Source organism: Arthrobacter sp. cf158 (assembly GCF_900106835.1).
GTDB lineage: Bacteria > Actinomycetota > Actinomycetes > Actinomycetales > Micrococcaceae > Arthrobacter.
Genome location: NZ_FNNR01000005.1, coordinates 115,534 through 128,811, shown reverse-complemented (window position 1 = coordinate 128,811; position 13,278 = coordinate 115,534). Strand labels below are relative to the sequence as shown.

At 59.5% G+C, this 13,278-nt stretch carries 14 protein-coding genes; 4 read left to right on the top strand and 10 right to left on the bottom strand.

The window, feature by feature from the left end:
• Positions 1-2: 2 nt before the first annotated feature.
• From BLW08_RS11660 to BLW08_RS11650, 3 genes are all read right to left on the bottom strand, one after another.
• Positions 3-971: a protein kinase family protein gene (locus BLW08_RS11660; RefSeq protein WP_139244881.1), complete on the bottom strand. Its 969-nt coding sequence runs from the start codon at positions 969-971 to the stop codon at positions 3-5.
• A gap of 47 nt (positions 972-1,018) precedes the next feature.
• On the bottom strand, positions 1,019-1,807 hold the full coding sequence (locus BLW08_RS23855) for a protein phosphatase 2C domain-containing protein (protein WP_175538664.1): 789 nt from the start codon (positions 1,805-1,807) through the stop codon (positions 1,019-1,021).
• Positions 1,808-2,465: 658 nt separating this feature from the next.
• The gene (locus tag BLW08_RS11650) at positions 2,466-3,197 is read right to left on the bottom strand and encodes a vWA domain-containing protein (RefSeq protein ID WP_175538663.1); all 732 of its coding nucleotides are present in this window, start codon (positions 3,195-3,197) and stop codon (positions 2,466-2,468) included.
• Positions 3,198-4,090: 893 nt separating this feature from the next.
• Here BLW08_RS11650 and BLW08_RS11645 point away from each other — a divergent pair.
• Positions 4,091-5,131, top strand: coding sequence for a hypothetical protein (locus tag BLW08_RS11645; RefSeq protein ID WP_091325171.1), 1,041 nt, complete (start codon positions 4,091-4,093; stop codon positions 5,129-5,131).
• A 255-nt stretch (positions 5,132-5,386) separates the two neighbouring features.
• Positions 5,387-5,512: a hypothetical protein gene (locus BLW08_RS24270; RefSeq protein ID WP_302846903.1), complete on the top strand. Its 126-nt coding sequence runs from the start codon at positions 5,387-5,389 to the stop codon at positions 5,510-5,512.
• A 225-nt stretch (positions 5,513-5,737) separates the two neighbouring features.
• Here the strand turns inward: BLW08_RS24270 and BLW08_RS11640 are convergent, their stop codons facing one another.
• Together BLW08_RS11640 and BLW08_RS11635 are read right to left on the bottom strand one after the other, a co-directional pair.
• Positions 5,738-6,538: a C40 family peptidase gene (locus tag BLW08_RS11640; RefSeq protein ID WP_139244880.1), complete on the bottom strand. Its 801-nt coding sequence runs from the start codon at positions 6,536-6,538 to the stop codon at positions 5,738-5,740.
• A 1,072-nt stretch (positions 6,539-7,610) separates the two neighbouring features.
• Positions 7,611-8,510, bottom strand: coding sequence for a sigma factor (locus tag BLW08_RS11635; RefSeq protein WP_091325168.1), 900 nt, complete (start codon positions 8,508-8,510; stop codon positions 7,611-7,613).
• A gap of 182 nt (positions 8,511-8,692) precedes the next feature.
• Between BLW08_RS11635 and BLW08_RS11630 the strand changes: the two genes are divergently transcribed.
• Positions 8,693-9,016 (top strand): ArsR/SmtB family transcription factor, encoded by a 324-nt coding sequence (locus tag BLW08_RS11630; protein ID WP_091325166.1) that lies wholly within the window; start codon positions 8,693-8,695, stop codon positions 9,014-9,016.
• On the opposite strand, the gene BLW08_RS11625 is transcribed toward BLW08_RS11630, so the two are convergent.
• Positions 8,970-9,476, bottom strand: a complete 507-nt coding sequence (locus BLW08_RS11625; protein ID WP_175538662.1) for a hypothetical protein — start codon at positions 9,474-9,476, stop codon at positions 8,970-8,972. The two genes, BLW08_RS11630 and BLW08_RS11625, sit on opposite strands and share 47 nt — an antisense overlap.
• Positions 9,477-9,650: 174 nt before the next feature.
• Between BLW08_RS11625 and BLW08_RS24315 the strand changes: the two genes are divergently transcribed.
• On the top strand, positions 9,651-9,935 hold the full coding sequence (locus BLW08_RS24315) for a winged helix-turn-helix domain-containing protein (protein WP_091325164.1): 285 nt from the start codon (positions 9,651-9,653) through the stop codon (positions 9,933-9,935).
• Here the strand turns inward: BLW08_RS24315 and BLW08_RS11615 are convergent.
• The 4 genes from BLW08_RS11615 to BLW08_RS11600 all read right to left on the bottom strand — a co-directional run bounded on the left by BLW08_RS11615 (position 9,904) and on the right by BLW08_RS11600 (position 13,058).
• Positions 9,904-10,800: an alpha/beta hydrolase family protein gene (locus BLW08_RS11615; protein ID WP_175538660.1), complete on the bottom strand. Its 897-nt coding sequence runs from the start codon at positions 10,798-10,800 to the stop codon at positions 9,904-9,906. The genes BLW08_RS24315 and BLW08_RS11615 overlap by 32 nt on opposite strands.
• 298 nt (positions 10,801-11,098) lie before the next feature.
• On the bottom strand, positions 11,099-11,557 hold the full coding sequence (locus BLW08_RS11610) for a hypothetical protein (protein WP_091325161.1): 459 nt from the start codon (positions 11,555-11,557) through the stop codon (positions 11,099-11,101).
• Positions 11,554-12,570 carry a hypothetical protein gene (locus BLW08_RS11605; RefSeq protein ID WP_091325159.1) on the bottom strand — a complete coding sequence of 339 codons (1,017 nt, stop codon included), beginning with the start codon at positions 12,568-12,570 and terminating at the stop codon, positions 11,554-11,556. Before BLW08_RS11605 ends, BLW08_RS11610 begins: the two co-directional genes overlap by 4 nt.
• On the bottom strand, positions 12,567-13,058 hold the full coding sequence (locus tag BLW08_RS11600) for a hypothetical protein (protein WP_139244879.1): 492 nt from the start codon (positions 13,056-13,058) through the stop codon (positions 12,567-12,569). The genes BLW08_RS11605 and BLW08_RS11600 overlap by 4 nt, the downstream gene beginning before the upstream one ends.
• Positions 13,059-13,278 lie beyond the last annotated feature (220 nt).

Here is a 13,278-nt window from a genome sequence, read left to right as displayed (position 1 = left end):
ACCTACTTCCGGGAGAAAGCGGCAAGGACGTCATGTGCGGTTGGGCGGCTAGCAGGATCGGTGTCGAGCATGCTTCGGAGAAGGCGGGCGCGTTTCGCACCGACCAAACGTTCGATGTTCGAGGTCGCAGTTGCAGAGACGTAGACACTCTGCGTGTCATCCTCATTGGGGTCATGCGGAATATGCAGCAGTCGAAGTGCGAGAAGCCCCATCTTGAAGATGTCGGACTTGGTCGTTTGTCTGTTCGCAGCCGCACGCGCTTTGCTGATTTCAATTTGCGAGGCCCCCGCTGCAAAAAGCTGGTCCCGGAGGACAGCTGCTGCGCGGACCTCTGGCGGGAACCAGTTCGGCGTATGCATTTGCTGGATCGGGGGCACGCCACCCGCAAATCGGAATGCGTCTACGTCTAGGAACTTCGGCGTGAACTTCTTTCCACTGGACGCGACGCCCTTGCCGGGGTTGGTGACAACAAGGTTCTTCGGGCTGAAGTCTCCGATCACCAGTCCATTCCCGTGGAGGAATTCGACAATTTTCAGGACGTCCAAGATGAGATAGAGACGTTCTTTGGCGGTGGCCGAAGGAATGCCTCGCTCCCGTTTCTTGGCTTCCGGCACCATGAGGTACTGGACCTCGAGAAGCGTCCTTTCACTCGGACCGATCCCATTGAACTCGAGATCGAAGAAGAACGGATCCGGAATCAGCTTCATGAGGATGCCCTGGGCTGTGCCGTTCGCGACGACCAATCCTTGCGGCCAGACGGTATGGCGACGGACGAACTTCTGGTCGTCCTCGCTCATGGTGTCCGGATGGAGGACCAACTGCGGCATCGTTGCGGCGAGGGAATGCCCCGACTCTTCAAGGATCGCCGAGTTGTAGCGTTTGAAGACGTACTGGCCTTCGGCACCGGGAATCGGCGGCGGAGAGGACAGTTTGAACACTGTGGCCTGACCGCCCCTGCCGAGCTTGGCCATCGGTCCCAGCGCCGACTTCTGGACAGTGACGTCGGCTGGCGAGCGGCTCATGCAGTTGCCCAAACGATTGCTGCGGTCCTGTCGTCGTCCGCGTTCGTGTTGACGAAAGAGGATGTGAAGAGCAACTGGGTGGTATCCAGCGGATTTTTCCAGGCATCGAAGAGATACCGTCCCACAGGGCGCGCCCCCTCTTCGATGACGTCGCCGAAGCCATCCGTGCAAAGAATGATCGCCTGCCCTGGGCTCAGCTCCCAGCTGTCGACATCCGGGCTATCGCCGCCCAACGGCAACGCGTCCGACACCGAGTTATCGACGGTGCTCGAAGTGGGATTTTTCCCGGCGTCAAGGAGGCCCCAGCCCCGGACCGGGTCGAGGACGTAGAAGCTTCCATCACCAGAGATCCGGATGCGCCAGACGCGAAGCGAACCGTCCTTCCGTGCAGTTGGAACAACGAGCAAGTCGCAGGTAGTCGACATAATCTGCGCGATCGTCCGGTCGGAAATCTCGGGCGCGGAATCAGTCGGACCGAATTGCTGCTGCGCGCGGCGCTGCCCGAGCGCACGGACCGCTTCCTTTGCTTTCCTGCCGACCTCCGGCCAGTGAATGAGGTCGGGAGGCATGGCGGCGAGAGCTCGAAGGGACTCTGTGACAGTGACTCTTGCCGCCTCAGTCGCGGCCACGTGGGACAGTTTGCCCCCTGAGACCCCGTCGGCGACCGCGATCACCACCCAGGAATCATCAGAACCGATAGCATAGGCGTCCTGACGCGGCGTTCCTGACAAGTGGTGGCTTGCTCCCTTGATGCTCACCGCCCCGACGCTCACCGAGTCACTCACGATTCCCGAGTCAACCGTGGAATCGGGTACGTGGGCCCCCGAAAGTCTGCTCCTCACTGACGGGGCGATCCGAAGAATCGCGCCGGCGTCCCCGACCTGCGATCGGCCGCGGTAGATGCCTTCGAGCACGCTCACGTCGTCCGGGGCGGCCGGGAGTGTCCAGCGTGGTTCTCCCGCCCCAGTCGACAATGATGGCGGCGGCCCATCGGGCAAGAGCCGATTAACAGCACCAGCGGCCAGCGGGAGGGGATCATCTGCAGGAGACCTCTCTCCTATGTCGTCATCCTGATCGCAGAGTGGTACCGTGCCGCCGACTCCGGTGCCAGGCGCAGCCTGAAGCGGAGGACCTGGCGGGTAGGGCGGGGGCTCACTTTCCGGTGAGTCGGCGGAACTTGCTGCTGGCCCGCGAACGGGTGGGGGCTGCCGGACCGGTGCAGAGAACTCGAGATCGCCGGGCGGTACTTCAGCTGTCACCGGCGGTGGGTAGTCGGAACTAGCTGTGGTCCAACGAATTGGTTGGGGCTGCCTTACCCCAATCCCTATCGGGAACTCGGGATCGCCGGGCGGTTCTTCATCTGTCTGAGGATTCTGCATGCTCTGGATCCACTTCTTCCATGATGGGCATCGCACCCAGCCCCTCGCCGGGAACCAGCGCAATTTACGACTCGATTTCGAGAAGGAAATCCTCGTCTGCGATCGCGTCATCATCCCATTTGAAGCCGTCATCGGCCTCGGAGGCGTCAGCGCCGCTCACCTTGGCCGTGCTGCTGACGATGCTCTGCATGAGGATCTCGATGAAGCCAGCGAGAGCTTCAGAAGCATCGGATCCATCAGCAGTAATGAAGGCCCGACCTTGGCCTGCTGTGTAGGTCTCGACAACCTCGCGGGGGACTTTGTGACCGAGGCCGAAGACCGACAGGTTGGGACGACGGCTGAAGCTTGAATCGGTCAGCTCGGCGAATGCAGCCGTCGGATCGTCATTGGGCTCCCCGTCCGTAATGAAGAACACAGCGGGACGGTAAACCTTGTATCCGTCGGCCTTGAGCGATGAATAATCATCTTCCAGCTGCGCCCTAAGGAGCTTAAATACCTCGGAGAAGCTCGTTCCGTTGGAAGCTTCGAATGTGTGCTGAGCCAGATTTGCCCCCCGTGCGAGCGGTGATACCACTTGAGCCCGGTCGTTAAACCCTATGACGCAGAAGCGAGCGCGCTCGTCCGCAAGAGGGTTCTTGATACAAGTGCGGATGATCGTGGGGATCAGCGAGTTGGCCGCATCGATCGCGTTATTCTCCTCAGGGGACATCGACCACGAGTGATCCACGGCTACGTAAACGGGGAGGATGTACTTCGCGTCTTCCTCGAGCGCCTCGAGCTGGGTATCAGTGGACACGTGCCTGCCTCCCATTGTGTGACGCCTGACGGCGAGTTGTACGGCAATATTGCTGTGCTCGCTTGACGGATGTCAACAGTTACGGTCAGCATGTTGCACGAGAGCAAAGAGGGGGCGCTGTGAATGGGCACCACGTATATATCGCGGTAGAAGCGGGACACGCGTCGAGTGTGCTCGATTGGGCAGCAGTCCGAAACGAAGTTTCCTCAGGTGGGGGCTACCTGTCGCTGGCGCTTCTCGATGGAACGAAATCGAACTGGGTGGTCCGGCCTACACCCTCGTCCGACCACATTCCTTTGCAAGTCTCGACGTCCGCAGCGGGGACCGCTGCGCCAGGAATAGCAATCGCGGTGGTCGACCAGATTATGGATGCGCAGGGCCTCGTACCGGGGATCAAGGCGACGGAAGTCCGCCTCTACGGTGGACCGCTCGCTGAGTCAGAGCTCAATGACGCTCTCAAAGGCGACGGCACTATCCGCCTGCGGGTCTTCGATAAGGGCAGTCTGAGAAGGGCCCGATCAAGCGGGACTTCGGCTCGTTCTACGGTGGCGACCTCGCGGCCACCTGCATCGAAACCCAGTACGGCAGGCACAGGGGCAGGATCTCCGGGGCCAGCACGGCCGCTTGTATCGAAACCCAGTACGGCGGCCACGGGGGCAGGATCCCCACGGCCTCAACCACGGACCTCTACGGTCGGCGCGAAGACATCGACTGCTCCCGCGGCCCCTTCGCCGGCGACTCCTCGGGCGCTCGGCGGCTCTTTCCGTTCCCGCTATCAGCCAGGGCGGCGGGTCATTGCTGCAGTCCTAACCGCTGCTGCGGTCCTTCTTGGGGTGTTCCCGGGATGGGTCTGGACCCATATCTGGAGCTACTCTTATCCCAGCGACGCTGGGGTGATAGTCGATGTGATCTCGTCGGCACAGTCCCACGCATTCGGACCCTCCCTGCTGTTCGGCTTGCTGGTAGCACTCGTCGGGACGCGAATTCGCAGGCTCTCACTGCTCGGGTTCGGGTATGGTGCGTTGAGTGGGGTTCTCCCAACGCTCATTCCAGAATTCCTCGTCAGGACGCCCCCCGGGCCGCTCTACGGCTTCTTCGTCAACACAAATGGTTTTTGGGGGGAATGGACCGCTTGGGCTCCCCTCATCTACATCGGGATCGGACTCTGCCTCTGCAACGCGGCCACGAAAGCACTTCCGAAGACGCCGCAGCACGTGATCGACGCCCGGAAGCGCCTGTGCCAGTCGTCCAAGGATTTCTTGGGACGTCGGTCGCCGATCGACAAAGCGGTGCTCTCTTGGCTGGTCGGGCTCGCATTGACCGGCGTTGGGCCTTGGCTGCTCGGGCGCTTCGTCCTGCAGGACAACATCATGTACACCGCCTCTTCGGGTGTCTTCAACAGAAGCGCGCGGGAGTTCTGGCCCTACGTACCAACACTGTACGTTGGAGGCGTCGCAGGGTTGCTGTTGGTCGGCGGTATTGCAATGGTCCTCCAGCCTTGGACCGGGCGCGTCGGATCCGGACTCGTGGGTTTGGCGCTGGTCGCGGTATCGTTGCCGGTTGGCTCCTTCGGCACCTCCCTCTGGCAGGCACAGGAGGACGCGACGGCGCAGCGAATCGTGGTGACGCCGTTTCCCTTCGAGGACTCCTATTACACATGCGGCCACGCTGAAGCGAGTTTGCTGGACGCCTCAGGTAAGTCTTGGCTATATCAGGTGTGGAGTGCAAGGATGGCGGGGTCTCAAGTATCCGCCGACGCCTGCAACAGAGTTGTCATATATCAGGGTTGGCAGCGGCTGAGGGCCGACGACCTGCCAAGCGGGCAGACGATAACGGCTCCTCCAGAGTTCGTCAGCGGCCAGACATCCGCGGACGCTATCTTCCAGTATGGAAAGAGCGACGGCAGCAAGGTGCAGGTCAAAGTGGGCCAGTGAACCCGGTGTGGCAGGCGACTCGCGCCGGTGCCCGCATCCGAGAGCATGCACGCTTCCTCTCATCACCGCCGGTCGTGGAGTCGCTGTGCGTGCAGCACCCCTGCTCCCTGTTTCCGGTCGTCCGGCGATGCCGGCAGCACGGGACGCGCCATGCGTACCGGAAAAAGGGCCCCGCCTTCGCCCTTGAAGGTGCGCTGATGACGGAACCTTCTCTACGTGACCTATTCAGCTGTCGCTGTTCAGTTGCCTCCGTCGATGACGCGGATGACTTTGGTCTACACGCTCGCCGACGTACCGAGGGCACCTGGGCGGGTCCTGGGCTGGCTAATTCCGTTGATGGTGTCGATTAACGAGATTCTGGCGAGCGACACATTCTGGTGACAGGCGTAAGCATCCTTAACGGCGTCATAAAACCCGGAGGTCCTCTTACTGCTTCAAATCAGTCCCCGTGTCATCAACCTGCCGGGACAGTGCAACTAGGGCTCGTTACCCACCTCCTGAGTTAACGGTCACTCCGGACACGGCGGTGGGATGCGTGTCGCTTATGTCGCTCGAAGGAAAGAGCACATCGCGCCTGACCTTGAACTGGCACGGTTTCGGCCTAGCCTATTTCACTAAAAGGTCGAAATAGGCCGTACCCGGATTCCAGTCGATCGGATGCAACAAGGTTCCCGCTGAAGGGTTGAGTGCGCTGTACATCATCCCGTCACCCGCGTAGATGCCTACATGCCCCCAGTTGTAGGGACCCTGAGGGTTCTGCACTACAAGGTCCCCGATTTGTGGCCTGCCCGTCATTCGTCCAACCCGCCACTGCTCTACTCGTGGCAATTCGATCCCAACTTGGCGGTAAATCCACTGAACAAACCCCGAACAATCCCATGCCTTGAAAGCCGTACCGCCCCAGACGTAGGCACCACCAACGCCTGCTTGGGTGAAACGCAGAATATCCTGTCGGATTTGAGGCAAGCCTTCTGCAGAGACCGCATCCGTTCGGCCCTTCTCCCCCGCGCTGCACGACGGAACCGTGGTGACGCCCTGAAGCAGATCCACGATGGATGTCGCCTGCGGTTCCCATCGAGCATAGAGCTCTGGGAACGCTGAGACTTGGACGGCTTGGGCAGCTTGCCCTTTGCTCATGGCCGACCAGCCTGGCACATCCAGCAAACCTCGAGGACTACCGTGATTCGGTCCAGACGGCCCTCCATAGAATGCTCGTGCGTTGTAAGAAAGATCCATCAGCTCTGCAACGGTTCCCCATCCGGCCGCTGGCCGCTGCTGTGCCGAGCCTACTGAGTCGTGGTCACTCCCAACCCCGTCATGAGGAAACTGAAATGACGCAGGGACATTCGCGTTGGCCAGCATCCGGAGGGTCGACTCCTGCAGAGACATCATGATGGCGATCACCATCGCCTCCCGAGGAACGCCAAGTTGCTTCCCGACTGAAATGTACCCCTGTGCGATAGCAATCTGCCTTGCGGAGAGTCCAACGGCTTGACCTTCCGGCCGAGATCCACTCTTCTCAAGGACGCTTTGTGTGACAGCGCCGCTGCTTGACGCACACCCGACTGGTGATTTCGGTTCGCCGCCTACCAAGGCTAAAGCGACGGCACTGACGACAACACCCAGGCAAAGTACGATGACGAGAACGACGGCGGTTGCAACCCGCACGAGCGTTCGTCGCCTGAGTAGGGCCATCGCCAAAGCCGGATGCGGCATCAGTAGACGATCCGGCGAGTCGAGGCATAGAAGCCGACCATTTGGCATCGATCAGGCGGGGCGGTCGCTGCCGGCGGGCAATTGGCCATGACACTGACCGGCGCTGTGTATGAATTGCTGCTACTGACTGTCTGGTCAACGACTTTGAGTCGAACCGTGCAGACATGAAGCCCCGCCCATGGTGCAGGGCGTTCGCGAACCTTTACGAGTTCGTTGTCGCAAGCCATGGATTCGAACGTTGCTACCCTGTAGGCACCTTGGCCCGCAAGCGAAGCGAAGGACCCCGCGTTTACGCCCGTTGCCTCAAACTCCTGGATCAGGACCGCCAACGGATTTGATCCGTCAGGGAGGACGAACCACCAACCCCGAATTCGAGCGTACACATCCGAATAGGACGAATTTCGGGTGTCCCAGCTATAGATGGCCACGGCGGCGGCGGAAGCAAGCGCCCGATAATCGGCCGTGACAGGCGGAACGGACGGAGGCATTTTCGAGGACGGAGCTGACCTCGTTGGTCGCGCTGTAGTAGTCGGAGAATTGCTCGGTAGAGCCTTGCGGGTTTGAGACTCTGCCGATGGGACATCCGCCCCTTTCGTAGACGGGGACTCCCGCGGTGCGAACAGAACAAGAATGAGGGCGCCGAGGATAGCCGCCAGTGCTAGGCCAAACACCCACAGACGAATCGTTCGCCCCCGCCAAATGGATTCCATCATGTTTTCCTCCTAGCCTGTTCATGGCTCCGCTCGCCAATGAGCAACATGACTCAAACAGTGGAGTTCATGGAACTGCGAATGACTCGCCATGCCGTTTGATACAGGCGACGGGCAGTACCGATTTGAACTGCCACATATCGATCAGTGACTTTGAACTCCTCGGCAACCGCGGCTATGGCAACCTGCCGTTCGACGCCGTGATGTTCCGGGAGCACGATTGCTTCTGCCACTCCCCGCAGCAGTGGACTCGGCAGACAACCAACGGCGTGCCGACAGAGACCGGGCATGTCATGCACAGCTTCAGGATCTACTTCCAACGCTTGGCTTATTGTCTTTGCAGTCTGCCGAACCGCGGTGACTGCATTCCAGCGGCGACGGTCTTGCGGCGAAGGAGGGGCGTATCGTCGCGGCTCGGTAAGGCTGCCCACTGCGAGGCGCCATACCGGAGCTGACAAAGCGGCCCGAGTCAGCCCCAGAACCATGTGCGCCCACTCTTGATCGATGATCTCCTCAGCATCGCGATAATCACGGGACACGACCAGCACCGTTAGCTGCTGGAGATTGTCCGAGCTCTCACCGTTGCCCGGATCCAAAAGCAGCGGCAACGTCTTGTGGCCGAGTTCCCTGCGGACGTGCGCGGCGCAGACATTCCCGGTGACACCTTGCACCCAGGCTTCGAACGGAACTCCAGGGATCTGCCGGTAGTTTCCGCGTGCCACCCCGTCCCAGACAGCCATCCTGATGTCTTGCATGACATCGTCCACATCGCACGAGCGGCCGATCCGAGCCAAGTGCGAGATGACGTATCGACGCACGCCTTCGACCGCTCCCATCATTTGGTCGACGGGTACAGTCAGCGTCGGCGCCACCGGACTCAGCAGCGAAATATCCACAGGGGATGGGGTTGAGTGCTCTATTTCAGCGTTGCCCGCCAGGCGTTCCAGACTCATGGCTCTCACCGCTTCGACTAACGGATTTGAATATCTTCAGAGTCACCAGATGGGGCGACTCGACGTGGCAGGAACGATCCTGACCACAACACAAGCTTCTAAAAATTATTGTCAAAGATAATTAAAGTATCGTCAAGACCCTAGTTCTTACTTTTTGCATGTTGTTCAGCAAGAATGGAGCCATGCCACGGATCACGCAGCCTCACGACGACGCCTGGTCGCCCGACGTTGAAGACGCTGTGGCGACGTTCGGGAACCGCTCACGGAATGAGATTCTGAGGTTCCTGACGGCAAACGGTCCCGCGTCCAGAGGGGACATTGTCGCAGCGGTCAGCGCCGGCGAGCCCAGCGTCGCCAAACACCTCATCGCGCTTGAGGAAGTCGGCGCCATCGAGGTCGACGTGGAAGCCGGACGACGCCACGGCCGCTCCCCCCGTTACTCAGCCAATCCTGCCCGCATCAAGGAGCTACTTGACGCCCATCTGCGGTATGTCTTGGAGGAGTAGCTGCGGCACGCTCGCCATTCGGGTGCAAGTCGATGTCTTTGTTCAGATACTCAGAGATTGCGCGCAGCGTTTCCGGAGAGACGTCCCCTAGCGTCCTTGCAGCGAAGGACTTCACCCGGGCTGCCCTCAGAGACTTCACAAACTCCAATTGCGAGTCGATGCGTTCGGGAACGTCGCCTTCGACGCCGTTCAGCAGATAGGAGGGATCGACGTGGAACATCTCGCAAATAGCGGCGAGCAGCTCCGGGTCACTAACCAGCCGCCCCGTCCCGTCCTTCATGTAGAACCATCTTGCTCGGGAGATCTTGATTCCTCGATTTCGGAGTCCGGCTTCAATCTCCCTGAAAGTGACGGGCGAACCCCTCTCGGCTACAACGACGTCGAGCAGCAGGTTTAGACGGCGGGCAAGGGTCGCCTGTGGTGACAACTCGCCGTTGCGGCTAGCGTCTCTTGCCGGCATGCTCCACCGCCTCGTTCCAATAGAAATACTGCTGCGTTGCCATCAGTATTCCGCGAGCGCCGTAACTAAACAATCAACCCCACCTTGAATCTAGTCGGCCGCCTACATGAGGCGTATTCTGATGGTGTAGACCCGTCTACAGCAAGCATCCCCCAAACCTGAGCCGTGGTTTGAATGTCGACATCCATCCTGATGAACCGAACACGGAGCCAGATCCTTCGCTTCCTCATCAGAAGTGGGCCATCAACCCCTGGCGTCTTGGCATCAGGAATTCACGCTTCTCGAGCGACGGTTCGGCGTCATCTCCTCGTCCTTGAGTCGGCTGGTTACGTTCAGGCTTTGGCCGACGAGCGTTACTCCGCTCACGCCTCACGCGTCGAGTGTCAGCTCATTGACTTAGCGGCCCAGTACTCAGTGCAAATGCCTCCTACGACTGCACTCCCGCTTGTTCAGGACTAGAGCCAGCCATCGGGTGACCGCGGAACCACTCCTCGACCGATCGCTCCCACTTTTCGGAGTCGACATTCCACTCCAAAGAGTGGCCCTCAGATTCAAACTCCACCAGTGTGACTAGGTCCGGCCTCAAACTGGCAGCCTTCTTGGATGCTTCGAACGGCGTTGTGTCGTCCTTCTCTCCGTGTAGTACGAGGACGGGTATGTCCAGTTCAGTTGCTCGCGCCAGCCAATCAAGGGAATCGAGACATATGGGTTCAGCAAGGCCGGTCACCCAGCGGAGGGTCTTGGATTGAAGAATAATGAAGCCGAGGTGCACAAGTGACCGAGGTAGTCCGGCCGCCTTGGCGTTCGCTGCCAGGGTCGTTCGCCAGTCGAAGACTGGCGCGTCAAGAACCATCCCGGCTACTCGCAAGGAATTCGGCGACAGGGCCGCTGTTTGAAGGGCGATGGCGGCGCCGAGTGACCACCCAAAAAGGACAATGCGTTCAGCTCCATTGGAGATGGCGTAATTGATGCCGGCCTCGACGTCTCGCCACTCGCCTTGGCCGAGGTTGTAGCGGCCATCGTACGACGGCGGTGCGTCGCCGTCGTTGCGGAACGAGACAACCAGCGACGTCAGTCCCAGACGCCTTGCGACCGGTATGCCGCGAAGTGTGCCGGCTCTGTTACCGCCCATGCCATGGATATGGATGGCCCATCCGCCGGGTGCCTTGGCAGCGGCGGGAGGATCGAATATCCAAGCCGGGGCGACACCATTCTCAACGGGAATCAGAACGTCTTGGTACGGCAAGCCGAGTTGCTCCGGTTTCGAGTAAACGTACCCGCTCCAGATACCTGCCGCGGCATGTTTGAGGTTGCCAGAGTCCACTCGCTCAACCGCCCGGATTACTGTCCTTCGGACGGGGTCGGACTCGACCACCGGTCCTAGGCATGCATGGCCGGTCCCCTGCTCAAACCAAAGGCTATACCGTCCCGCCGCTCTAGTTTTTTCTGTAGCGGGAAGTTCGATCTGCAGAGATCCGTCCCCGTCGGTGCGCACGGCCCGTACGTCCAAATCCTCACGACGGCTGTATTTCGGCACAACAACTTGACGAGCGAAGTACGCTGCACCGGCGACGCCTGCAAGCAAAGCCACGGACGCAGCAAGAACTCCAACCTCTAAAGCCCTACGACTGGTTACTGTCGGCATCGCCCGCGGCCTCGGCCCTCTTGCGTTCGTCGATGACTTGGCGGAGCTTCACCAGGGTTTCCGGAGAGATCCCCTGCAACTGACGAGCGGCGAAGTTCCGCACACGTGACTCACGCAAGGTACGAAGAAGTTCCAGCTGAGCGTCTACAAGCTTTGGTATCTCGCCGGCATCGTCCAACAGGTAATCACGGTCCACTCCAAAGAACTCTGCTAGGTTACGAAGCAGCATGGGATCGGTTGCCAGCGAGCTATCTCCGCTTCGCATGTAGGCCCAGCGAGAGCGGGAAAGTGGCGTTCCACGCTGGGTCATGTGCCTGTTGATCTCGGGATAGGTCAATGCTTCCGATCCCTTAGTCTCATAGAGGTCAAGAAGGAGGTTGAGCTTTCGCGCCAATCTGGTCTGTGGGTTTTCGGAGGAAGCGGCATCATCCGTCATATCGCCCGCTCCCCCTTGCGTCGACGCACTGGAACTTGGTGCACGATCGGTCCCGCCAGGTAATTCTCTGCAGCGTTCAGAACATTGAGGTCATGGATGTCCAGGAAGCTGCCTAAACCGGGCTCGACTAACAGTGCGTCCTGTACTTCAACAAGCATTCTATGGAGTCTCTGTGCCCGGTCCTGTTGGCTGATCATTTCGGCGCCTTGCGCGAGCCGAACGTCTTGCCGTTTCTTTGTTGTCTTTTCCCAGATTTTCATGAGGCTGCGGATTAACTCGTCTTCGGTCACGGACTCCCTGTGGCGGAGAACTCGACGCGCCACCGGCGGTATGCCCAGACCTAAACAGAGGAAGAACATGGCAGCAACGACCGTCGCATCATAAACAGGCGAGATCGCCCGCATAGCATCCAGGCGCCCTTGCAGATGCAGAATGTCCATGACCAGTACCAGGATTACAAGGAGAAAGGCAAAGACGCAGCCAACCCCGATGCACGTAAATGCCGTGCGGAAGAAGGGCCTCAACATGTCACCGCGAAAGTGGAAACACGTAAGACCGGTAACGCCAACCACGTAGCCGATGTATACGAACTGGATGGATGAGTAGAGGGCAGCAGCCGATTGGTCACCGTAGTCGACCATGAAACGAGTAGAACTGCCCTGAGTGACGATGGCGCTGAAGCTGGCTGCGAGACCCATGATCACCACGGCCAAGAGAGTTAGACCACCCCGGTCTCGTTTCCCGGCCGTCCCGTCCGGCGTCGCCGCCCGGATGATAGCTCTAGAAAGAAAGTAGATGCCCACAACCATAGATATGTTGGCCAACAGGTCCGCGAGGTTGCGACCGCCCAAGGCAGAATCAATGCCCAAGTAGACCTGATCGATGTTGAGCGTCAGTGAGACTGAAATCGTGATTGCGGCCGTCAGCACGCTGTGATCGCGCCGTCTCCTGATTCCAGGGAGGAGACAGATGACGAGTAGCCAAATCAGAGCTGCGGCCACAATCTGGATCATTCGAAAACCCTCTCGAACGATCTTGGCTCTTTCGCGCTGTTCCTTATTGCTGCTGCAAAGAGATCCGCGAGCGATTCCGCGGCGGCCTCTAAATCATCAGTGAAGCTGCTGCGAGCCAACACCCGGGACACGAGACCCGCCGAGAGGTTCGGAAAGAGAACCTCAATATAGTCGACCGGGACGACCACTTCGTCGTGCCTCAAGACCATGTGCCCAAGCTCGTGGAGCACAAACTGTTGCCGGTGAAGTCCAGAAGGACTGATCGCGTGCAAGATGATTTCGACGTCGTCGGTGGAAAGCCAGAGTCCACAGACAGAGCCACCGTTCAGTGCTCCAGCAGCTTCGATCTGTATGGGGCGACGCCGTACTCCCTCGACTACTCCAACCAGGCGTTCCAGATTGACGTGGGTCGGGAGCGTCAGTCCGTCGAAGGCTCTCGCTGCACGCTCCGCCGCAGATTGTCCAGAGGGATATGGGTGGTTGTTCATGAGCATCCCCAATGATGCGTGTCCCACGGTTCGTGGCGAGTTGATGCCAATCGCCCGTCGTGAACCCTCAATTCAATTGAACTCCTGTGCTATGGACATGTCCAGAGCACAGGAGAGGCTAGGAAAAAGTCATTGGTTACGCGTCATGTACGAATCTGCTTGGGGCTGCATGGAGTGCTGCAGGCATTCATCTTGGATCGGGGAGACATGGAACTCGAAT